The 24,783-nt window shown below is 32.4% G+C and carries 19 protein-coding genes and 1 tRNA gene; 17 read left to right on the top strand and 3 right to left on the bottom strand.

Annotated elements, in window-relative coordinates; genetic code table 11:
* Positions 1-2 precede the first annotated feature (2 nt).
* The 17 genes from RHP76_RS21480 to RHP76_RS21565 all read left to right on the top strand — a co-directional run bounded on the left by RHP76_RS21480 (position 3) and on the right by RHP76_RS21565 (position 22,137).
* On the top strand, positions 3-1,514 hold the full coding sequence (locus RHP76_RS21480; RefSeq protein ID WP_311229028.1) for a hypothetical protein: 1,512 nt from the start codon (positions 3-5) through the stop codon (positions 1,512-1,514).
* A gap of 589 nt (positions 1,515-2,103) precedes the next feature.
* The gene (locus RHP76_RS21490) at positions 2,104-4,017 is read left to right on the top strand and encodes a polysaccharide biosynthesis protein (RefSeq protein ID WP_409193506.1); all 1,914 of its coding nucleotides are present in this window, start codon (positions 2,104-2,106) and stop codon (positions 4,015-4,017) included.
* A gap of 331 nt (positions 4,018-4,348) precedes the next feature.
* Positions 4,349-5,059: a polysaccharide biosynthesis/export family protein gene (locus tag RHP76_RS21495; protein WP_228432267.1), complete on the top strand. Its 711-nt coding sequence runs from the start codon at positions 4,349-4,351 to the stop codon at positions 5,057-5,059.
* 3 nt (positions 5,060-5,062) lie between these two features.
* Positions 5,063-7,405, top strand: coding sequence for a GumC family protein (locus RHP76_RS21500; protein WP_123278165.1), 2,343 nt, complete (start codon positions 5,063-5,065; stop codon positions 7,403-7,405).
* Between the two features lie 54 nt (positions 7,406-7,459).
* Positions 7,460-8,755, top strand: a complete 1,296-nt coding sequence (locus RHP76_RS21505; protein ID WP_277694231.1) for a nucleotide sugar dehydrogenase — start codon at positions 7,460-7,462, stop codon at positions 8,753-8,755.
* A gap of 11 nt (positions 8,756-8,766) precedes the next feature.
* On the top strand, positions 8,767-9,933 hold the full coding sequence (locus RHP76_RS21510; protein WP_288442057.1) for a nucleotide sugar dehydrogenase: 1,167 nt from the start codon (positions 8,767-8,769) through the stop codon (positions 9,931-9,933).
* Positions 9,934-9,995: 62 nt separating this feature from the next.
* Entirely contained in the window at positions 9,996-11,465 is a 1,470-nt protein-coding gene (locus RHP76_RS21515; protein ID WP_311229030.1) for an MATE family efflux transporter, read from the top strand.
* Positions 11,466-11,467: 2 nt separating this feature from the next.
* Positions 11,468-12,532, top strand: coding sequence for a polysaccharide pyruvyl transferase family protein (locus RHP76_RS21520; protein ID WP_311229031.1), 1,065 nt, complete (start codon positions 11,468-11,470; stop codon positions 12,530-12,532).
* On the top strand, positions 12,525-13,511 hold the full coding sequence (locus RHP76_RS21525) for a glycosyltransferase (RefSeq protein ID WP_311229032.1): 987 nt from the start codon (positions 12,525-12,527) through the stop codon (positions 13,509-13,511). Before RHP76_RS21520 ends, RHP76_RS21525 begins: the two co-directional genes overlap by 8 nt.
* Complete coding sequence (locus RHP76_RS21530) at positions 13,508-14,710, top strand: O-antigen ligase family protein (protein ID WP_120232990.1); 1,203 nt, start codon at positions 13,508-13,510, stop codon at positions 14,708-14,710. Before RHP76_RS21525 ends, RHP76_RS21530 begins: the two co-directional genes overlap by 4 nt.
* Positions 14,700-15,617, top strand: a complete 918-nt coding sequence (locus RHP76_RS21535) for a hypothetical protein (RefSeq protein WP_311229033.1) — start codon at positions 14,700-14,702, stop codon at positions 15,615-15,617. The genes RHP76_RS21530 and RHP76_RS21535 overlap by 11 nt, the downstream gene beginning before the upstream one ends.
* Complete coding sequence (locus RHP76_RS21540; RefSeq protein ID WP_311229034.1) at positions 15,601-16,704, top strand: hypothetical protein; 1,104 nt, start codon at positions 15,601-15,603, stop codon at positions 16,702-16,704. The genes RHP76_RS21535 and RHP76_RS21540 overlap by 17 nt, the downstream gene beginning before the upstream one ends.
* Positions 16,704-17,837, top strand: coding sequence for a glycosyltransferase (locus RHP76_RS21545; protein ID WP_311229035.1), 1,134 nt, complete (start codon positions 16,704-16,706; stop codon positions 17,835-17,837). The genes RHP76_RS21540 and RHP76_RS21545 overlap by 1 nt, the downstream gene beginning before the upstream one ends.
* On the top strand, positions 17,837-19,024 hold the full coding sequence (locus RHP76_RS21550) for a glycosyltransferase family 4 protein (RefSeq protein ID WP_288442067.1): 1,188 nt from the start codon (positions 17,837-17,839) through the stop codon (positions 19,022-19,024). Before RHP76_RS21545 ends, RHP76_RS21550 begins: the two co-directional genes overlap by 1 nt.
* Before the next feature lie 292 nt (positions 19,025-19,316).
* Positions 19,317-19,390 (top strand) — tRNA-Asp (locus RHP76_RS21555).
* Positions 19,391-19,487: 97 nt separating this feature from the next.
* Positions 19,488-20,558, top strand: a complete 1,071-nt coding sequence (locus RHP76_RS21560) for an acyltransferase family protein (protein ID WP_123278161.1) — start codon at positions 19,488-19,490, stop codon at positions 20,556-20,558.
* A 553-nt stretch (positions 20,559-21,111) separates the two neighbouring features.
* Positions 21,112-22,137: a L,D-transpeptidase gene (locus RHP76_RS21565; RefSeq protein WP_288442069.1), complete on the top strand. Its 1,026-nt coding sequence runs from the start codon at positions 21,112-21,114 to the stop codon at positions 22,135-22,137.
* Here RHP76_RS21565 and RHP76_RS21570 read toward each other — a convergent pair.
* The 3 genes from RHP76_RS21570 to RHP76_RS21580 form a co-directional block, all read right to left on the bottom strand.
* Complete coding sequence (locus RHP76_RS21570) at positions 22,130-22,657, bottom strand: hypothetical protein (protein ID WP_120232994.1); 528 nt, start codon at positions 22,655-22,657, stop codon at positions 22,130-22,132. The genes RHP76_RS21565 and RHP76_RS21570 overlap by 8 nt on opposite strands.
* Positions 22,658-22,661: 4 nt before the next feature.
* Positions 22,662-23,981: a PDZ domain-containing protein gene (locus tag RHP76_RS21575; RefSeq protein ID WP_311229036.1), complete on the bottom strand. Its 1,320-nt coding sequence runs from the start codon at positions 23,979-23,981 to the stop codon at positions 22,662-22,664.
* A gap of 120 nt (positions 23,982-24,101) precedes the next feature.
* Positions 24,102-24,740, bottom strand: a complete 639-nt coding sequence (locus RHP76_RS21580) for an alpha/beta hydrolase (RefSeq protein WP_062676386.1) — start codon at positions 24,738-24,740, stop codon at positions 24,102-24,104.
* Positions 24,741-24,783 lie beyond the last annotated feature (43 nt).

The following is a 24,783-nucleotide window of genomic DNA, read 5'->3' on the forward strand; positions in this document are numbered from 1 at the left end:
GTATGTGGTATCATGATTTTTTTAATAGTATTGGAACTCCCAATGAGATTGAAATTTTTGAAGAAGATTTCAATGAATTTACAATAGAATATTCATATCCTACAATCTTACTGCCTACAGAAGAAACTATCAAAAATATTTTTGCGGAAGTAAAAAATTCTGATATTTGTTCCTTCTATTTATCTATTGATCAGGGGGAATCTGTTGTAATCAAAGATGATAATAATTTTTCATTAAGTTTCAACGATCTAAATAATTTATTGTCAAGTCATGAAGAGGGAGAAAAAATCAACATTAAAATCAATATTTATAAGACTTCAACCGATAACCAATTCCACTTTTATTCAAAAGACTGTTTTTTCAACTATATAAAATCATTTGACAGTGTAAGTTTAGCAAACTTTTTCTCCAGCAGTGTTTTTGATCATACTTCAAAGATTTATATATTAATAAATGATTTTGTTGGTACATTAAATAGTAGTAAATTCTTTATTGCCGCGCAATATCAAGCAGAAGAAGAGGATTATGGTTACCGTGAAAAGAGAATTAATAATATTATTTCCAATAATCATTCATCTTTTTTTGCAAAACTAAAGGTTCTCCCAGAAGATTTTATTTTCAGCGGTAACGGTGAAATTGAACTGTTAGCATTGGAACAATTTCAAAGGTTAGCCAAAATTCTTCTAATAGCATCAATTTTTGATATCACTGATCTGACAAAAGAAAGTTTTTATTATAAGTTAAACGGCTATAAGTCAATAAGTGAATCCATAAATACCGCTAATGTTAATATTAAAAATTTAGATGATTTTTACAATATATATTTATGGATATACAACAGCGGGAATATTTTAGATAAGCTTGGATTAGCTAGAAACTTAATTTCATTACATCTAAAAAAAGACTCCAGTTTAGAGCTTGAAGGAGATGTTTTTGAATCGTTAAAATCTAGCTACAAAGTATATGAAAAACAGAATGTAAAACAATATATCGAAGTCAGAAATAAAATGTCTGACCAAATTTCAGATTACGGTAAACGGGTGGCTAGTTTTACAGACAATTTTGCCAATGGATTTCAAAAGTCTGCATTGTCGCTTGTTACATTTTTCTCTTCTCTTATAGTGACAAGAATATTAGCCACTCCTAAGAATAATTCTGATTTTATTATGTACAGTACTCTAATAACATTGGTGTTTTTAGGTATAACATTAGTTTATATGATAATCTCAAGATTTGAACTGAGTGAGCAAGAAAGTAGATTCAAAAAAAGTTATAGTGATTTTAAGAAGAGATATACTGATTTATTGACAGAAGAAGATATTGCGCGTATACTTAATAACGATGAAGAGCATAATTCTGATTTGTTGTATATTACAAAAAAGAGAAAATGGTATACAACTCTTTGGATTCTAGTGTTGGCTTTAATATTAATAGCTACAATAGTATATTACTTATATGGAAATGCTACTCCACCATTTCAAGACGATAAATTACCATCACCAAAATTTATATGAAATCATCGTCATTACTGTTGATGTGTTTAATGTAAGCCCTACAATGTACAGATATAGTGGGATTCACAATCCTTACAAACTTCTATTTTATCTTTGGTAAATCTAGTACTTCTTGAAATCTGGACGTTGTAGACTTGCTTTTAAATTATATCTTTTATATAGCTAAGGATTGTTTACAAAGAAAAAACGTAATTTCTTTGTACAACAAAAAAAAATCTATATATTTGCACCAGTTAAAAACAAACGCTCTTAATCTTATTAAAAAAGTGACCTATTCGGTGACCTACAATATAAGAGAACAGCATAAAGCTTATGGATAGGGCTTTTTCTAAAAAAGTACAAGTCCCGTCCGGATCGCAACTATCAATCAAAGTAGTCAAAATACTGTAAAATACTTATTTTACAGTATTTTTTTTTGGAATATGCGTATTAATTTTAGGTTAAAATATTTTGTGGCACTAGTAATTTATATTTTGAATAAAAATTAACGTGTGCTATTAAAAATATTAATAATAATTATTATCTTCGCCTGATAATAAAACCACCAATTGTTGAAATAATGAAAAAGATACTTTAGGTTTATTTGTGTATGGGGAATGTTTTTAAAATCAGGGAGTTAAGATATATACCCAGGTGGTCGGTTTTTCTTATTGATGTTTCAGTCATTTTTTTTTCAATTTTAGTTTCATATTTTCTTCTGAATAGTCTGGAGGTAAAACTTAACTTTACTAAGTATCAAAAGGAAAAGATATTTTCAGTGGTGCTTATTAATATTCTGTGTATAATTCTGTTCAAAACTTATGCAGGAATTATCAGACACTCTACTTTTTTTGACTTTTTTAAAATTGTATGGTCTTCAGGGAGTGCTCTTATTGTCTTGCTTGGACTGAATTTTATGTCAGAACTGATATTGGGCAAACCCGTATTTTTATATCCTGTTCTTTTTTTATTTTTCTTTGTCTCCATTTTTCTGATGTTTTTTTTCAGAATGGCAATCAAAAAGCTTTTCGGTGTATTAATAGATTCTAAGGATACTCTATCCAAAGCTAGAATTGCTATCTTAGGAGTAGAGGATACTTCCGTGTCATTAGCAAAGGCTATTATTCACAATCCCGACCATCCCTATCAGCTGGCAGGATTTCTCACTGCAAGATCAGATTCTAAAAAAGCAAGGTTGCTTGGCCATAAAATTTATAATAAAAAGCAATTTCTTAAGAGTGATACTCTGAAAGAACAATTTGATGCGGTTTTAATCAAAGATGTGATGACAAAGCAAGAGATAGAAGAATGGACTAGCTTTGCATTGGATAAAGGATTGAAAGTATTAAAAGTACCCGTAACCAATATCATAAAAGAGGATGATAAGGTGAGAAGTATCCGTCCTCTTCAGATTGAAGATTTACTGAATCGTCCGACAATTAAAATAGAAAACAATGAGGTAAAATGTTTTCATGTTAATAAAAATATTCTGGTAACCGGAGGTGCCGGGTCTATAGGAAGTGAGATTGTAAGGCAGGTTGCTCAGCTAAATTCATCATTGATTGTTGTGGTAGATCAGGCTGAGTCTCCTTTATATGAGTTGCAGCTTGAATTATTAGAAAGATTCCCAAATCAAAGGTTCAAATTTATACTGGCTGATATTTCAAACTATTCCAGAATGGAGAAATTGTTTGATGATTATCAGTTTTCAATAGTTTATCATGCGGCAGCCTACAAGCATGTACCATTAATAGAAGATAATCCACATGAAGCTATTTTTGTCAATATTGGAGGAACTAAAAATGTGGCACTCTTATCGAAAAAATATAATGTAAATCGTTTTGTGATGGTGTCTACAGATAAAGCTGTAAATCCCACCAACGTAATGGGAGCTTCTAAAAGAGCTGCTGAACTTTTTGTACAGTCTCTACAAAATTCTTCGGAGAATACAACAAAATTTATAACAACGCGTTTTGGAAATGTATTAGGTTCCAATGGCTCTGTAATACCACATTTCAAAAAACAAATTGAAAAAGGAGGTCCGGTGACGATTACTCATCCCGATATCATTCGTTATTTTATGACGATTCCTGAAGCCTGCGAATTGGTACTTCAGGCAGGAACAATGGGACAGGGAGGAGAGATTTATGTTTTTGATATGGGTAAACCGGTTAAAATTTTGGATTTAGCGGAAAGAATGATCAAATTATCAGGATATACTCCAGGTATCGATATTAAAATTGATTTTATTGGCTTAAGACCTGGTGAAAAACTATATGAAGAACTTTTAACGAATAATTCTACAACTATTCCTACCCATCATGAGAAAATTATGATATCCAGAGATCCATTGATGAAGTTTGAAGATATAGATATTTTGTGCTCGCAAATTATTCTTTCAGCAATGAATAAAGATAGTTTACAGATTGTAAGAATATTAAAAATAATTGTGCCGGAATTTAAAAGCAATAACTCTGAATTTGAAATTCTTGACAAGATATCTGAACATGAAGCATATGAATGAAATTAAAGAATAAAATACATAAAAAACTGATATAAAATAATAATTTTGCTATTTTAATTCCAAACGGAATGAAAATTGCTAGAGAAAGAATTGATTTAAATATAAAGATTAAATACCTCTCACATTCGTAAACTTCTTATAAATATAGAATACTTATGTGGTTAGTTTTCTTCCTATTAGGTATCTTAAATTAAATTTAGTTCAGATAGATTTTAAATAATAACACAAGTAGACTTAGAATAAACAACATATGAATAAAAAGATTATTACATATATAACATTGTTATCGGTTATTTTGTTATCATGCAGACCGAAGCAGAATATGGTATATATGTCGAAACATAATATGGAAGAGGAAGTTGCGAAAGCAAAATTTCAGGGATTACATATTCAGGAAGGAGATGTTCTTCTTATTCTGGTATCCGCACTTGATGAAATTGCCGTAAAACCTTTTAATCTTAATACTGCAAACAAAGTAGGGAGCGACAGTGGAAGAGGCATCAACCAATACGTAGAACCAAGTCAATACCTTGTCAATGAAGAAGGTTATATTTCTTTTCCGGTTTTAGGAAATGTATATACTAAAGGGATGACACAGGTACAGCTAAAACAGGAACTGGAATCACGCCTTAAGAGATATCTAACAGATCCATTGGTGACTATTACCCTTAAAAATTTCAATGTGAGTGTTTTAGGAGAGGTAAAACAACCAGGGCAGAAAGAAAGTCTCTCTCAGAAAATCAATATTTTTCAAGCACTTGGACTTGCAGGTGATATGACGGATTTCGGAGACCGTACCAATGTAAAACTTATACGCACAGGAGAAGATGGTGCTGACCAAGTGGTGAATGTTGACCTTACAAGATCCGATATTGTGAGTTCGCCGTACTATTATATGAAACAAAATGACATATTATATGTACAGCCGGACAAAAATAAGCAGGTCCAGGCTAACTCAAATCCGAACAGAGCTCTTACATTCCAGATTATTGGTGCTTTACTTACAGCGGGTACACTTATTATTGCTTTAACTCGAAAATAAAATATGCAGCAGATAGAATTTCAGGAAAGTGAAGAATCTTTGAATTTAAGAAAGATCATTGGAAAATATTTAGTAAAATGGCCTTGGTTTATAGCATCTGTCTTATTATTTGTTACTATAGCCTTTATATATTTAAGATATGCTGTGCCTCAATATGAATCGACTACTACTTTAAAATTTGATAAGAAACAGTCTGATTTAACAGGAGCACTAATTGATCTTGATAACTTAGGACTTGGTTTAGGAAATGCAGATGAACTTAAAAGTGAAGTGGCTGTGGTAAACTCCAGACCAATCCTTATGAAAGTTGTTGAAAACCTAAATCTTAATATACAATATTATAATTCGGGTGAGATAAGGGATTCAGAATTATTTATCAAAGTACCGATTGTTGCAAAAATTATTTCTTATAAGAATACCAAAAAATTTGTTTCTTCCCAATACATGGTAAAAGAAGTCAACGGAAACGAATTTGTTTTGGAAGATAAGGAAAACAAAAAAGTAAAGGGAACTTTCGATAAAAATCTAGCTCTTGATTTTGGAACTGTAGTTCTTCAAAAAGTACCGGGTCTTACCTTTAAAGATAAATATAAAATTGTCTTCTGGAATCCTATAGAGAAGGTAAAATCTTTGGAAAAAAAGATCCAGGTTGATCTTCCGGATCAGAAGGCTATGCTTATGGACATTAAGATTGTAGGAACTGTTCCTGAAAAATCAGAGGCTATTCTTAATGAGGTAACCAAACAGTATAATCTGGATGGGCTAAGAGATAAAAACTTACAAGCTCAAAATACTCAGGAATTTATCGATAAACGATTAGAGGTTATTTCACGAGACCTTTCAGGAGTGGAGAATCAAAAAGAAGATTTCCAAAATCGTAACCGAATCGTAGACTTACAGGCGCAGGCTCAGTTGGCGCTTCAGAATACAAATGATAACACAAAACAAATTCTTATACAGCAGACCCAGCTGGATCTTCTTAACTCTCTTCAAAATGAAGCTTCAAAAGGAGATAATCAGCTTATGCCCTCTAATTTAGGGCTTAATCCTTCTTTGGAACAGGCCATTTTACAATATAATAATCTTGTTATCACTAGAAATAAAACTTTGAAGCAGGCAACCAATGAGAACCCTGCAGTGATAGAAATGAATAAAGAAATTTCTTCACTAAAAGAAATTGTAAGAGATAACATTCGTCAGCAAAAAGCAACCGTTCAGGCATCTATCGCACAGATAAACAGCCAAATTTCTGCCAGTACAGATATGATTGAAAAGGTTCCCGGACAATCAAAAATCTACAGAGGTATCGAACGTCAGCAGAATCTTAAGGAGCAGCTTTTCCTTTTTCTTTTACAGAAAAGAGAAGAAAACGCAATCAATCTTTCTGTGAATGTTCCGAAAGCTAAAATTGTAAACCCTGCTTATACAGATGATATTCCGGTTTCACCTAAGAAAAATATTATTCTTTTGGCAGCGGCTTTATTGGGATTAATGTTACCGTTGGGAGTATTCTATCTTTTCTTTATGTGGGATGATAAAATCTACAGCCGTACAGATATTACTGAAAATTCGCCACTTGGAGTGTTAGCAGATATACCATCGCTGAAGGATGATCAGAATCATTTGGTACAGAGGAATGATTTCTCAGAGTTGGCGGAATCATTTAGAATATTGGTTTCCAACCTGAAATTTCTGCTTCCTAAAAAAGATTCAGCGAAAGTCATATTGGTAACTTCTTCAGTGAAAGGAGAAGGAAAAACACTGGTTTCAGTGAATCTTGCTCTGACACTGGGAAGCAAAAACGGAAGATCATTACTCATTGGTTCGGATGTTAGAAATCCGCAAATACAGAGGTATGATGATGAGCGTGTTAAGAATGCAGGTCTTACGGAATATTTATACGATGAAACGACAGATATAGAAGATCTTATACATATTTCCGATACCAATCCTGAATGTGATGTAATTTATGCGGGATCTATTCCTCCAAATCCTCAGGAGCTTCTTTCCAACGGTCGTTATCAGAAGCTTATCAGTGAGATGTCGTCCCGTTACGAATATATTGTGATCGATTCTGCTCCGCTGATGCTTGTTTCGGATACATTGAGTATTTCTGATACTGCTGACGCTTCTTTATACGTGGTAAGATCAGGAGTATCAAGAAAAATATTAATAGATTTTGCCAATAAACTGGTTAAAGAATCAAAGATATCAAACGTTTCTTTCGTGATCAATGATGTTTCTAAAAATGTTGGTGGTTACGGTTACGGATACAACTATGGCTATGGTTACGGATATACAGCTGATAAGAAGAAAAACTGGTGGCAAAAGCTTTTTAATAAATAAATCAAATTATCTTCAAAATAAACATTAAAATAAAGTAAGAACATCACATTTAATATGAATATACAGAATAAAATTGGGGTAATCGGATTGGGGTATGTAGGATTACCACTGGCCCGTTTATTTGCAACAAAATATGCCGTAGTAGGTTTTGATATCAACCAGGCCAGAATTGCAGAACTGAATAGCGGAAAAGATTCCACGTTGGAAGTAGAAGATGAAGTACTACAGCCGGTTTTAGTGAAAGATAACCCATTTTCAAACTCATCAAAAGGATTGCTTTGCTCATCTGATCTGGAAGATATTAAGGAGGCTAACATCTATATCGTAACTGTTCCTACACCGGTAGACAGACATAATCGTCCGGACCTGACACCTTTATATAAAGCATCTGAAACAGTAGGAAAAGTATTGAAAAAAGGGGATATTGTTATTTATGAATCTACTGTTTATCCTGGTGTTACAGAAGAAGAATGTATCCCTGTGCTGGAAAAAGTTTCGGGATTAAAGTTTAACGAGGATTTCTTTGCAGGATATTCTCCTGAAAGAATCAATCCGGGAGATAAAGAACGTACCGTAGAGAAGATTTTAAAGGTAACTTCAGGTTCTACACCAGAAATTGGTAAAAAAGTAGACGAATTATATAAATCTGTAATTGCAGCAGGTACCCATTTGGCACCTACTATTAAAGTAGCTGAAGCATCAAAAGTTATTGAAAACTCACAACGTGATATCAATATTGCTTTTGTGAATGAGCTTGCCAAAATATTTAATCTTCTGGATATTGATACACACGCAGTTCTGGAGGCAGCAGGAACGAAATGGAATTTCCTGAAATTCAAGCCCGGATTGGTAGGAGGACATTGTATCGGGGTAGATCCTTTCTATCTTGCCCAGAAAGCGCAGGACGTAGGATATTATTCTGAGCTTATCCTTACCGCAAGAAGACTGAATGATTCCATGGGGCAGTTTGTAGCTTCGGAGGTGGTAAAAACAATGATTAAGAAAAGGATCAACATTACGGATGCCAAAGTACTGAATCTTGGAATCACTTTTAAAGAAAACTGTCCGGATGTAAGAAATACAAAAGCTGCAGATGTTATCAATGCGCTGGAAGACTATTCTGTAGAAGTGACAACGTATGATCCGTGGGCAAATCCAGAAGAAGTAATGCATGAATATGGTATACAATCTACCAATTCTCTTGAAGATGTGAAGGGACAGTTTGATGCAATTGTTCTCACAGTTTCTCATGATGAATTCCTGAATATTGATCTTTCCCGCTATCTGAAGGAAGGAGGAGTTTTATATGATGTTAAAGGAATTTTAGAGAAATACGATAATCGTTTATAAAAAAATAGAGAATGAAAATAGCAGTCGTAGGAACAGGGTATGTAGGTTTGTCTAATGCCGTCTTATTGGCTCAACATAATGAAGTTGTAGCTTTAGATATTGTTCAGGAGAGAGTAGAATTGCTTAATACTAAAAAATCTCCTATTGAAGATGAAGAAATCAGTACGTTTCTAAGTACTAAACCCCTTAATTTCAAAGCCACTTTAGATAAAAAGGAAGCTTACGATAAGGCTGAATATATTATTGTCGCCACTCCAACAGATTATGACCCCACTACTAATTATTTCGACACAAGCAGTGTTGAGAATGTAATTAAGGAAATTGCAGAGTATAATTCTGAGGCTGTAATCATTATTAAATCTACGGTTCCTGTAGGTTATACCGTAGACTTAAAAAGCAAAATGCATTTAGATAATGTGGTGTTTTCTCCTGAATTTTTGAGAGAAGGTAAAGCTTTATATGATAATTTATATCCTTCCAGAATTATTGTCGGGGAGCAAAGTGAGCGAGCAAGGATTTTTGCAGAATTATTGAAAGAAGGTGCGGTAAAAAAGGATATTCCAGTATTATTTACAAATCCTACAGAAGCAGAGGCCATTAAATTGTTTTCAAATACCTACTTAGCATTGCGTGTGGCTTATTTCAACGAATTAGACAGCTATGCGCAGATTCATGAACTGGATACCCGCCAGATTGTGGAAGGTGTTGGTCTGGATCCGAGAATTGGGTCGCATTATAATAATCCGTCTTTTGGATACGGAGGATACTGCCTGCCTAAAGATACCAAACAGCTTTTGGCAAATTATAACGCTGTTCCCAATAATATTATTCAGGCAATTGTAGATGCCAACAGAACCCGTAAGGACTTTATAGCAGATTCTGTGCTTGCCAAAAAACCAAAAAAGGTAGGTGTTTATCGTCTGATCATGAAAGCAGGCTCCGACAATTTCAGAGCATCTGCCATCCAGGGCGTAATGAAAAGGATTAAAGCTAAGGGAGTAGAAGTGGAAGTGTTTGAGCCGGCCCTTAATGAAGAGTCTTTTTTCGGTTCCAGAGTAGTAAGAGATTTAGAACTTTTCAAGAAAGAATGCGATGTCATTATTTCTAACCGCAATGCACCGGAACTTGCTGATGTACAGGAAAAAGTGTACACAAGGGATCTATTTGGTAATGATTAAAAGTAAATAAATTGTCCAGTACAAAAAAGATCGCAAAAAATACAATATTACTCTATATAAGGATGATCATCAATATGGGGATCTCCTTATATACTTCAAGGATTATTTTACAGAAGTTAGGCGTAGAGGATTTTGGGATATATAATTTAGTAGCGGGGGTAGTTGTATTATTCTCTTTTTTAAATAATGCAATGACAAGTGCTACTCAACGATTTTTAAATATTGAATTAGCTTCAAAAATCAAAGAAAAAGTTAATAGAGTTTTTTGTATGAGTCTCAATATTCATATAATTATCTCAATTATGGTATTGGTTTTGTCGGAGACTATTGGATTGTGGTTTTTAAATTACAAATTAAATATTCCAGTTAACCGGCTTAATGCAGCGAATTTTGTATTTCAATTTTCTATAATTACAACAATAATTAATATCATTAGAATACCTTTCAATGCTACCATACTCGCGAATGAAAGGATGTCTTTCTATGCCTATCTGGGTATAGTAGAGACTATATTAAAACTAGCTATTGTATTTTTATTATCTCTTTTTGTTGAATATGATCAGCTGATAGTGTATTCATTTTTATTATTACTGGTCAATCTTATAATTAATGTAATCTATAAAATTTATTGCTATAGGAACTTTAAGGAAGAAACTGCTTACCATTATTTTTCTGACAAAAAACTATTCAGGGAATTATTATCTTTTTCTGGTTGGAGCTTATTCGGACAAGTGGCTGTTTTAAGTTCAACACAGGGATTGAATATGATTATGAATATATTCATCGGTGTAACTGTAAATGCAGCCTTAGGTATCGCGAATCAGGTAAATAGTGTTTTATATAGTTTTGTTTCCAATATGCAGGTAGCATTCAATCCACAAATTACTCAGAGTTATGCTTCAAATGATTTGGAAACACATAAAAGATTAGTATTAAATACTTCGAAATATTCAGTATTTCTATTTTTAGTTTTATCAATACCGATTTTATTACATACAGAATTTATTTTAAAATTATGGCTTGGTGTTAATTTACCTCAATACCTTGTAAGCTTCACTCAAATAGTTATAATAGGCTCTATTATTAATGCTATAGTTGGACCATTCTGGATGTCTGCCAATGCCATTGGAAATATCAGAAATTATCAATTAGGGGTTTCATTGATATTATTATTAAATCTTCCGCTGGCATATATATTCTTAAAATTAGGTTTTTCTCCTGTATATATTATGAGCTTAAATGTTATTTTAAATTTATGCACCTTCATATTTCGTTTTCTTTATGTTAATCATAAATTGAAATATGATTGGCCAGACGTAGTACTTTATTTAAAACAGACCTTTCTGGTTATTTTCTCTTGTTTTATTCTGGTATGGGTCATAAAAAAAATAGATTTTAGCAGTTACTTTTTTGCAATATCTTCAACCATTGCTGCTGAGATTATTTTGTTGGTATTAATTATTCTTATTGGTATTAAGCGGGAAGAGTATTTACAGTTTAAAAAAACAATCATAAAAAAAATAAAGAAATAAATATGGATTTATTTAACAAAATAAAAAATAAAGCAAATTCAATTATCAATAATATACAGAATAATGCCAGAGTAGATAAAATTGCTGATGAAATTACTAATTGCAGGTCAAAGCGGTTATTTTTATTTCAGACTCCTACTCATACTAATATTGGAGATCACGCTATTGCCGAGGGGCAGCTAAAATTTTTTCAGGAAAATTTACCCGGGCATCACATTTTTGAGATCAATCAGTCTCAGATGAAGTATTTTATAGAAAAGTACAGAAATAATATTAAGCCTGATGATTTGATATTTGTTCATGGAGGTGGCAATTTCGGGAATGAATATATGAGGGAAGAAAATTTAAGGAGAATGGTAATTCAGAACTTTCCTGAAAATAAAATTATACTGTTTCCACAAACGATCTATTATTCAAATGATCAGATTGGTGAATCTGAATTAAAAAGAACACAAGATATTTTTGGAAAACATAAAAATTTGATTTTAACAGCCAGGGAGGAAAAATCATTTGAATTAATGCAAAAATATTTTCCAAAAAACAAAATAATTCTGACTCCCGATATTGTTCTTTACACTGAATATAGTTTTGAAAATGAGCGGGAATATGCATTGGAAGTAATCAGAAATGATCAGGAATCAATATTAACAGCAGATGATAAAGATAAAATTACCCAAATCTTAAAAGAAAGATTTGACAAAATAATTAATTCTGATATGCATTGTGATAAAATAACAGATTTAGATATAAAATCTGTTAGAAAAAAAATATTAACTAATAAGCTGTTACAATTTTCTAAGGCAAAGATAGTGGTCACTGACAGATTACACGGAATGGTTCTTTGCATCATTACAGGAACACCATGCGTGGTTTTTTCAAATTATAATCAGAAAGTTATAGGAACTTACAACTGGATTAAGTATTTAAAATATATCAAGTTTGTTAAAAATGTAGAGGAAGCAAACACAGCAATAGATGAGTTATTGAATAATGATAGCTATGAGAAATATAATCCTCAGGAGATAAGGAAGTTTTACCTACCATTAATAGAGAATGTAAATGAATGATGTTTTTTTATCAATTATCGTCCCAATATATAATGTTGAAAATTATATAGAAAAATGTATTGCCAGTATAATACAAAATACTTCTGCTAATTTTGAACTGATCCTGGTAATTGATGGATCTCCGGATAATAGTATCAGTATTTGTAAAAAATATAAAGAAGCGGATAAAAGAATTGTCATCCTGGAAAAAGAAAACGGGGGGCTTTCTGATGCCAGAAATGCCGGATATAAAATAGCCAAAGGGGAATATATCTGGTTTGTTGATGGAGATGATTATATTGAAAGTGATAGTATTGATATCTTTTTTGAAAAAATCAATAAAGAGACCGATATTTTCTTATTTAATTATCAGGAAATTTATGAAAATAAAATTGTCAAATTTGAAAAATTTGAAAATGAAGAAAAGATTAGTGGCCACGATTTGCTGTTAAAATACAATAACTATGGTGTTCAAGCATGGACACAGATCTATTCAAAAAATTTCTTGGATCAACATAAGATCATATTTGAAAAAGGAGCCATCTATGAGGATGTGTTATTTAATACACAAGTCTATAGTAAAAATCCTGCGCTGCAAGTTATTGACAATATCTTCGTAAACTATGTACAAAGGGGAGAGTCAATCATGAAGAAAAAGCAGACTATAAAAAATGTAGAATCAGTTTTAAAAATTTTAGAATTATATAATAAGAAAGATATAATAGATTTCTTTCCAAAAAAGTTTATAATCAATAGACACCACTATTATTTTAGTTTGCTATTCATTTTTTTACATAAGAGTAATATGAAAAAAGATGAAATTATGGATCTTTTAAATAGCATCAGTAAAAAAAACTTTTTTGTTTTTACAAGAGAGTATGATTCTTTTATTGTGAAATATATTAAAAGAAAACTATTTCCTTCCAAATCGGTTTTTATTTATAAGAATTGGAATTTTATTTTCCTTCTGATAAGGTTGGATAATTTGATTAATAGATGAATTACTTAAAGAAAAATATAACCCTAATATTAATCATTTCACAGATATTTGGTTTATACGGTGGTATGCTACAAGCACCGAGACTTCTTGCTATTTTATTTTTACCTTTACTGATACAGGATTTAAATAAAAAGCTTATTAAAGGGAAAGAGTATTTATTGTTTTTCTTTTCTTTTATTATGTATTGTGTATTGTCAATGTTATTTTTAACATTTAATAATGACCAATCCTTAAAAGAGTTTGCATATGCGCTGATAAATTTTATTATTTTCGTTGAAATAGTAAATTTTAGCAAGTATATAAGTTTAAATAAACTGATAAATGGCTGGGTTATATTTGTATTACTAAGTATTCCAATTGCAATTATAGAAATTAATTTCAACTTACACTTTTCTAATTCAAAGTTTGGAGATGATACGGTATTAGGAGGTGTGGGAACTCTTAGAAAATATGCAGCTATTACTTTTGGAAATTATAATTTATATAATCACCTTTTGGCGATTTCATTTCCTTTTATTTTAGCTAAACTCAAATTTATTTCAAACAAATTATTTCAAACATTTTATATCCTTTTTATTTTTGCAATTGTTTGGGTTGTATTAACTAATGCAAGTCGTGGTACTATGCTGTGCTTATTAATATCTACTGTAATATATATTATTTTTTATTCCAGCAAGTCAATCAGCAAAACCATTATGTACACATTCATTTCAATAATAGCATCTGTTGCAGGGTATATATATGTAATGAATAATGCAGCATTTTCTTATTTAAAGACAAGAATAGAACAAAAAGGACTGGAAGACAATTCTAGAAAAGAAATGATCAATGTCGGTATAGACATGTTTATTGACTCAAAATTTTTGGGTGTGGGAGCTGGAAATTTTTCTGATACAGCGAATAAAATGACAAATAATCCTATCCTAGTACCCCATAATTTATTTATAGAATTACTCTCTCAATATGGGATTGTTGTTTTCTTTACATTTCTTTTATTGTTATTTAAAATTTTTAATCCCAAAAGGATTTTTAAAAAGCGTGAAATTCCAAACTATATCTTATTAGGATCATTACTGGTAATGCCATTAGCATTTACAATTAATAGTGTTTATTTAAATAATCCTTACATGTGGATTTGGCTGGCAAGTCTTTACTGTATATCATCATTTTATAAAACGACAACTAAAAATGTTAATTGATTATATAGATAGAACGTATTCATCGTTAAGAAAAATTTCTAAAGCTCAGTCTTTAGCAAGATTTTCTATAAGAAAGTTTTCAAATTTTGTCTTCCCGATATATCTTAAAAACACTAAAAAGGAAGTAGTACTACCCGAAAAATTGCCGGAAAATATTATCGTATCACTCACAACATTTCCGGGAAGAATATCCAAATTATGGATGGTTGTAGAATGTATGCTACGACAAAGTCTGCTGCCAAATAAAATTGTATTGTATCTGGCAAAAGATCAATTTCCGAATGAGTTGAAAGATATACCGAATAATCTTCTGGGTTACTATAATAAGAAGCAATTAGAAATAATATTTGTAGACGAAGATTTAAGGTCTCATAAAAAGTATTACTATGCCTTTAAGGAATATCAAAACGACGTTATTATAACCATAGATGATGATATTTTTTATCCGTCGAATATCATTAAAGACTTAATGGATTTACATAAGAAATTTCCCGATACAATTTGTTGCCACAGAGCACATATGGTTATTAGAAATGATGATAATACCATAAGCAAATATTCAAAATGGAAAAAAGTCTTCGGAAATTGTGGACCGACATTTGATCTATTTCACACAAGTGGGGGAGGAACTTTATATAAAAGTAATTTTTTTAGTGAAGAAGTTGTAAATAAAGATGCATTTGTCAGCTTATGTTTTATGGCAGATGATGTTTGGCTGAATATTATGGCTCAGTTGAATAGGACAAAGACAGTGAAATCCGATTATTTTTCAAACTTAATTCCCATTGAAAATAAAAATTCACTCTTCAAGTTAAGTCAGGAAAACGTTGCAGATGGAGGTAACGATAAGCAGTTACAGAATCTGATTCAAAATTATAATATTAATAATTATGAAATATTTAAGTGATTTTATAAAGCTTAGTGCGTTATTATTATTATTTAGCTTTTCTTTTGCTCAGCAAAACAGAGTAAGCAGGTATAATGCAGATATGCAGGCATCCAAAAGTTATGGTTTGCAGAAAATGGAACTGTCATCGAAGAGTAAAAATACTTATGATTTCATGGCATTAGGATATTTTATCAATGCAAATAACAATATGTATCTTAAAACAAAAGATAAAAAATATATTGATACTAATATTTCTGTCATAAAACCAATCCTGATTGATACGAATTCAAATACCTCGTACCAAAAGAATGGCTGGGTGATGAATGTCGCAAAAGGAAATCAGAATGCAGTAGCGAACGGACAGGAACATTTAATTTCAGAAGGATATTTTTTCAGATATATCGGTGAGTTTTTGGATATTCTAGCTAAGAATAAATTGTATACGAATTATCAACCAGTGATAGAAAGTGGTTTAAAATACTCCTTCGATAAATGGAAAGCCAGAAGCTTCAGTCAATATGGAGATTATTCATTATTGTTTCATCAGAGGCTTCATACAGGAGCAAACTGGGCTGTTGTTGCACTCTATCTGATGAAGTATGACGAATCTGATAAAAATTCATATGCTTTATTTGTAAATCAGTTTGATCAGCAGCTGAAAAAAGCGTTGGTTTTAAACAAGAGCGCAGGTAGCGTTTTGTATTATACGTGGAACAGTACATATCCTGATACTTTTTGTAAGGCGTTACAGAAAATTAAGAATTATAAACCGGTTGTACAGGATGTGTCACATGGAAATCATGTCGTATTATATTTAATAAAGGCAAGAGAATTGGGAAATGCCAATTGGGCTGACTTTAATTTCAATTATTTATGCAATACCTTAAAGCTTAAGATTCTTAAAGGGAACAGTATTGCCGATAATGTAGATGGTACTACAGATCCAAGTGTGCAGAATACAGGATGGAAGATATCGGATGGCTGGATGAAACTTATCTATTTTGATGCAAGTTTATACCCTTTAGTCGAAAAAAACCTTTCGAATTACAGTAATAAAATTAGCAACTCTTCTTTAGAGCTGCAGTTTAATTCAATTTATCCATAATGATACTTCACATTACAAACGATTACTCAGGATCTACAGTTTATAAAAATTTGGTGAGGGAGCTGGATAATAACGGGCTAGAGCAGATTGTATATAATCCATTTCGAGAATCTTCCAGAATAGGGAAAAATAAAATAGATTTTAAAAATACCCGCTCTCAAATTATCTATAGCCATATTTTATCAAAATATGCAGATCGGATTTTGTATAAAAGAAAAATTAAAAAAATAGTACAGGACATTGAAGCAAAAATAGACCTCAAGACCGTCAGATTTATTCATGCTCACACCTGGTACAGCGATGGTGGGGTGGCCTATGAGCTTCATAAAAAATATAATATTCCATACATATTAGCAGTACGAAATACAGATCTTAACGTGTTTTTGAAGTATTTTCTGCACGAAAGAGGCTACGGACAAAAAATACTTCAGAATGCAAATAAGATCATAACCATTTCGGCAGTCTATAAAAAAAGAATGCTTGAAGATCCCCGCTTGTCTCATATCATGAGCGATATACAGCAAAAACTAATGGTGATACCAAATGGTGTAGACCCTTTCTGGATAGAATCAAAGGTTATGAACAGGAAAATTGTTGAGAATGAAAAAAACATTCAGCTGCTTTATATAGGGAAATTCAATAAGGGCAAAAATGTTTTTAACCTTATTAATGCTGTTAAGAATCATAATCACAAAATTCAGAATAAAATAAAATTAACACTGATTGGAGGGGGAGGAAATGACGAGAAAAGAATCCTGGATTCTATTAAAAATGATCATTCCTTTGAGTTTGTAGGAAAAGTAGACAGTCTGCCTGTTCTAAAATCCTATTACGAACGAAGCGATTTCTTTACAATGCCTTCCAAAGCAGAAACCTTTGGCTTGGTCTATATAGAAGCACTTTTGCAAGGTTTACCGGTGATGTACACGCAAAATGAAGGGATCGACGGTTTTTATGATGATTCTATTGGAGAAAAAGTGGAAGACACTTCTGTTTCTGCAATCGAACGAGGGCTTGAACGGTTAATCCAAAAACGAGATCATTATAGTTTTGATATGGAACAATTGTTAGAAAATCATGACTGGAAGAGAATAGCTGAAGTATATCAACAATTATATATAGAAAAAAAATAATGAATATATTATACATCCACCAATATTTCGTAACTCCTCAGGAGCCAGGAGGAACAAGATCGTACTGGCTGGCACAAGAACTTATTAAAAACGGGCATAAAGTTACTATGCTCACCTCATCATCCAAATTTTCAGAGGATATTAAAATTGTAGAAATTGATGGTATTGAAGTCGTTTATATAAAAGAAGACTACGACCAGAATATGAGTGTTTCCAGAAGGTTAAAGGCCTTCTTGAAATTTATGTACAAATCATCTGTAGTAGGAATGAAACAGAAAGATATCGATTTGGTAATTGCTACATCTACTCCTCTTACAATAGGTATTCCGGCACTTATATTAAAGTGGTTTAAAAAGAAGCCTTTTGTTTTTGAAGTAAGAGACCTCTGGCCGGAGGTGCCAATACAGATGGGAGCCATAAAAAATAGTTGGACAATAAAAACGACTCGTCTGCTGGAAAAAGTGATTTATAAAAATGCTTCCCGTGTTATAGCTCTTTCTCCGGGTATGCAGGCTGGAGTTGTAAAGTATATTCCTAAAGAAAAAACATCCATGATTCCTAATATGGCTAAAATGGACGAATTCTGGCCTAGGGGAAAAAATGATCAACTGATGGAAAAGCTCGGCTTAAAAAAAGATTCCTTCAAAATAGTTCACTTTGGTTCTTTGGGATTGGCAAATGGGGCTCAGACAATTGTTGAATCCGCCAAATTATTAAACAATAGAGAAGATATAGAATTTTTGTTTGTAGGAGGAGGTTCGACCGAAAAAGATTTGATAGAAGAAGTAGAAAAAAGCAATCTTAAAAATGTGAAATTTCTCGGAAAGTTCCCTATGACTGACGTATCTGAGATTGTCAATTTTTCGGATGTTTCGATGATTTCCTTTTTGGATATTCCTATTTTGTATACCAACTCTCCAAACAAGCTTTTCGATTCGTTGTCTGCAGGAAAACCAATTATTGTAAACTCTGCCGGCTGGACCAAAGATATAGCCGAAAAATACCATTGCGGATTTTATGTGAACCCAAACCGTCCGGAAGAACTTGCACAAAAAGTACTCTATCTGAAAGACAATCCTGAATTGGTAACGGAAATGGGACAGAATGCAAGGAAATTGGCTGAAACAGTTTATGATAAATCCATTTTGTGTAAAAAATTTGTTGAAGTCATCGAACAAACAGAATAAATGACCAAGACAAAGAATTTATTGTATGTACAAATTATAGATAAAGGGTCATCTTAGAATTTAAAGTAACAAGAATGTTGGTTTTGTGTGTGTTTTTATAATCGACTTTCTTAAATTTTCTAAGTAAAATAGGGCAGAAGAGTATTAAGTACAGCTTTATATTAATTTTTTTATATTTGACAATCTGTATCTTAACAATAACTTTGAAAGAAAAGAAATACGTTTCTTTGGAAAAGTTAAAAAAATCTATATATTTGCACCAGTTAAAAAGCAAATGCTACCTTAAAAAATTGATCCGGTAGTTCAGCTGGTTAGAATGCCGCCCTGTCACGGCGGAGGTCGCGGGTTCGAGTCCCGTCCGGATCGCAAAAGAGCCTTCTATTTTTAGAAGGCTCTTTTATTTATTACTCCTACTTTTGAGACTTATCCATTAATTTTATTTATTTTTGTGGAAAATTTCTTGATGAAGGTAAGGTTTGAGTTTTTGGATGGAATAAGAGGAATTTCTGCGTTATGGGTAGTTTTATATCATTCTTTATTATTTAACGGCTATTCTACAGGTCACAATATTAAATGGTCTAATCATTTTGTTTTATTTTTTATACAAAAAGCTACATCAATTGGTCACTTAGCAGTATCTATATTTATAGTTCTTTCCGGATTTTGTCTTGCACTTCCAGTGGTTAACAATAATATGGAGATAAAAGGAGGGTTTAAAAGATATATTAGCAGAAGAGCTAAACGATTAATTCCTCCCTATTATGTTGCTTTATTATTATCAGGACTGCTCATTTTACTTTTTCCTTTATTACAAACACCGTACAATACGGCCTGGGACAGTAAATTACCTGTAAGTTTTTGGTCTGTCATTAGCCATATTGGATTATTTCATAATTTAAAATCTTCATGGATTTTCAAGATAAATGGAGCGCATTGGTCTATTGCTACAGAATGGCAGATTTATTGGCTTTTTCCTTTCATGCTTCTGTTTTGGAGAAGAACTAATGTATACATATCTTTTATTATATTCGTATTATTGGCATTATTACTAAAAAAGCTGATTCCAATGGCAAAACCCGAATTTATAATTCTATTTTTCATGGGAGTTATATGTTGTTATTTGTCATTTAAAAAAATGACAGTCAATAAATTATTAATTCCCTTAGCTACAACTATTTTCCTTGCAGGTTTATTGGCTTTCGCATTATTACATATTAACGGTTTTGTAATGATATTACTAACAGGGATAACTTTTTCTTTTTTATTGTATTCCTTAGTCTCTTACACAAAATCAACAGAAAAACCAATCCTTATTCTTGAAAATAAACCATTAGAATTTTTAGGAAAGATATCTTACAGTTTATATCTTATACACGGGCCGCTCCTTGCAATTATGAATCTTTATTTATTAAAAAACTTTGAACTCACAAATGACACAAGGCAATGGATTATCTTTATTGGGGTCTTTATTTTAATCATACCTGTAACAACTATTTTTTACAACTTGGTTGAAAAGAGATTTCTTAATAAATAATACTCCAATAAAATAATTTTCTAAAATAGAAAAAACAGAGCATTGAAACGGTTGATAGCCTGGATCGCTTTAGTGCCGGATAATTTTTTTAAGAAGCCTGCAAAGTATTTAGCCATAAACGTTCCTTCAGTTACAAGATGCCAATCTCTCTGAAGGATTTCTCTTGATGACGTATCAGTCCATCTTCTTTTTTAACATAAAGTTTTACGATTTTATAGCGTAATGGATAATCATTTACAATAATCTCACGTAAAAAGCCTTTCGATTCCACAAACCTTTCTTTAAACTCCCGGGGAATGCTGTTTTTTTTTCAAAGTAAATGTGAGCTTGACTATTATATTGTTCTACTTGAGGATATCAAATGGGTCAAGTAAAAATTAAGTAAGTAATTATGTTTCTTTGTGCTTTTGAACAATAACTCCTCATTTACAGTGATAAAGCCTCCGTTTTTTTACGGTATTTTTAAGAATGTCTTTTAGGATTCAAATTTAGGTCTGATATTTGTACTGGGTAGCCAAACTAAATGGCCGATTTATTTATGAAAAACATATCTGTGAAAAAATCCTTTTTTTATATCTGTTTATGTGCTTTTTTTCTGGTTTCCTGTAAAAAGGAAATAGAAAAAATAAGTGATACTTTTAAAGATACAGTTTCTTCTTCGGAAGTTGCGGAGGTAGAAAAGGATTCTCTAAAGAAAGATTCTGTTCCTGTCGTTAAAAAAGAATCTGTTCCGCCTGTTATCCAGGAGAATGGCTTTTATAATGCCTTTGTTCTTCCCAAAGATAAAAAGATGCGTGATTCTGTTTACGCAGAATTCAGCAAGAAATATAGTGTGGAAGAAAGAACAGCTATTTTAGCCTTAAACAGATTGGATTCTAAAAGTAAATGGAATGCCGACACCTTGGTAGTTCCTGCAAAAATAGATACCACGCTGATGGCCTATTCACCGTTTCCAATGCAACTGGATGTGTTAAGCGGAGTGAAAAAGTTTGTCATTTTCTCATATCCTATACAGGCTTTTGCGGTATACTCTAATGGAAGTCTTATAAAATGGGGACCAACAAGTATGGGTAAAAAAGCAGCCCAGACTACAAGAGGCCTTACTTTTGCCAACTGGAAAAAGAAACTGGCTATTTCCACTGTAAGCAGCGAATGGAAACTTCCTTACAATTTTAATATTCACAATATAGGCGGAATCGGGTGGCATGAATATACACTTCCCGGATATCCTGCTTCACACTCATGTTTACGATTGTTGAGAAAAGATGCCCAATGGTTGTATTCCTATGCAGATACCTGGATTTTGAATCCCGGTGGAGCTACTACTAAAGCCAGAGGTACAGCAGTAATGGTATTCGGAGATTATAAATGGGGAGGAAGAAAACCATGGAGAAATCTTTTGGATGATCCTAATGCCAACAATATTTCCGTTGAAGAATTGACGAAACTTTTAGAACCAGACGTTCCGAAGATGCTTAAAGAACAAAGCAACAGAGAAAAAGTTGCAGATTCTATCAAAGCAGCAAAAGCAGCAGCTCCTATTCAAAATGAAAAGCCCGTAGAACCTCTGTCTAATTAATTTTCTTTTCAAATTGTAAAGTAGATTCTTCAGCAAACTTTCTAAGTTTAAGCATTTCCTCTTTACCTTTATGTTGCCCAAATCTGGCAGCGATATACGTAAGAAGAATAAAAAATAACATGATAAAAGAAGCGCTCAGTGCCCAAGGGTATTCTGCGCTTTTTATTTGCTTTTCTACGTAATACATTGTGAAAAAGGTCATCCAAAGAATAGAAAAAGAAAAATACAGGAACATAAAGAAGGTCCACACCGCAGAACTGGGACCGAACACTCCACGTATGGTCGTATGCTCATCTTCCATTTCTATCCGTAAGGCAAGGCTGGGTTTCCAGTAATTATCATATTCTGTTTTTACCCAGATGGTAGCCACTTCTTTATTGATATTGCCTGAAAACTCATCTTTATGCTCTTCCATATATTTTTTCAGATTTTCAGCATACTCTTCTTTAGTAAGATGAGTAAACATTTTAAACCTGGGTCTGGTTCTTATTCTGTCTAAGGTGGTTTCTTCAGTATTCATATTATTATTCTTGATAAGGAATAGGGTCTTGAAGGGTAAAACTTAGTGTGAGTTTTTCATTTTTCCTTTGAATGAGCATATTGATAGTTCTACCTTCATTAGATTTCATAAGCTCTACAATTTTTTCAAGGGTCATCTCGGAAGTAGGATCTCCATTAATACTTAGAATTCTGTCTTCCTTTTTCAGTCCTGCTTCATAGGCCGGCGAATCTTTTCTTACTCCGGCAATAGAAAATATAGGTTTTAGACTGAATTTATATTGAAAAGCATCCTTATAAACTTCATTTACTGCCGTAGCAGATTTTTGGGTTTCAATACTTATTCGGTCTTGCTGCCATTCCAGCCCGTCCTGTTTGAAATCCAATCCGCTCATATTAAAGTGAAAAGGATCATTAAAATATCTGTTTCTTTTCAAATATAACTTTTTGTTAGGATAATTAAAAATGACTGTAAATCTGCGCATAATTTCGCTGCCTATAGAGCCTTTCCTGTTTTCTACTAAGTTGACGTGTTGTATAGAGAATTCATCCGGCATAGAAGTGAGAGGCTTTTCAAACTTAAAATTTCCAAGGTAAAAATTATGAATACGACTTCTTTTACCATAAACATCTCCATTAAAACCACGGCCAAGAAAATCATCAATATTAGGCCTGTTATAAACAAAATTTTTAATCAGTGTAGGGAAGAGCCATATCGCATCACTGTTTCCAATATCAATCAGCAGTTTTGAGTCTTTCTTTTCATTTGTCATTTCTACACCTGCATACATATAGGGCTTATCTCTTTCAATGGTAATGGGGAATTCTTCAAATTTTCTGATTTTCTTTTCTAAAAGAGCAGCATTTTCAAATACAGTTATTTTCTTGGATGAATAATCGATATAAATAGGATGATTTTTGAAGAAATGATAGCCAATCACTCCATTTACAGGAATTCCTACGTGAGGCGAAATATTAAATTCTTCATCAATAATGATATAAAGAGACATGGAGGTATTGATAATCCCATTACCTATTTTGCCTATATTGCGCTCAGACTTCAGTCCATCAATACTTAAACTACCCCCAAGCCCGGAAAATTTGACTTTTTCAACATTGCTTAGCTTCACTTCTTTGTTTTCCAGACTGAAAAGGATGGTTTCAGAAACTCCCGTATCCAGAAGAAAGGTGAGTTCAGCACCGTTGATATTAATAGGAATAAAGATAAGGTTGTTGATAAGCTGAAAAGGAATGACTGTTTTTTTAGTATTAATTAACTCAAAAGTATTTTGAGCATTTACAAAAATGCTTAGAAATAATCCCAGTAAAAGCAATTTAAATTTCATTTACTGAATTTACTGAATTTATCTATATGATAATAAAAAAACATTCCAAAAGCTGGAATGTTTATATAAGTTACAATGAAGTAATGTTTTTTATTAAATTTATTCCAAAATAGGTTTTGTTTATTTTGAAAAGAAGTCCATCAAATCCATATAATTCTTCTGGTTGACTCCATGTCCGCTCATATATTCCCTGAACGTGAAATAACAGCTAAGATCATAAAGAAGATCAGCTGCTTTTCTTCCCCATTCCAGAGGGATCACAGCATCATCCGTACCATGAGAAATGAAGAAACGCAGCCCCTCCAGTTTCTTTTTATCTTTTACAATACCCTCCAGAATTTTATCTTCAGGATAACTGCTCATACAGGCAACACGATTGAAAAGCTCAGGATGTTTTAAAGCCAAAGCATAACATAATATACCACCCTGGCTGAAGCCACAAAGATGAGCTTTGCTTTCCGTAAGCCCATAGTGGTTGACAATCTTTAGTATACTTTCCAGAACTGCATGTAAAGATTCGTTGGCCTGGGGAACATCAATGAAATTTTCAGGATCATTAAAATTGATATCATACCATGAATATCCTTCAAATTGAGTATCATGTGGAGCTCTGAAACTTACAATGATCCAGTCATTGGGAAGAGTTTCTCTAAAACTGAAAAGATCCTGCTCATTGCTGCCGTAGCCATGAAGCATAAAAAGAATGGGAGTTTGGGAAGTAATATTTTCCGGCTCTCTTACTAGATAATCTAAATTCATACAGCAAAGATAATTAAATTACCTGCAGAATCTTAACTTTTAT

Source organism: Chryseobacterium sp. SG20098, assembly GCF_031844745.1.
GTDB classification, from domain to species: domain Bacteria; phylum Bacteroidota; class Bacteroidia; order Flavobacteriales; family Weeksellaceae; genus Chryseobacterium; species Chryseobacterium cucumeris.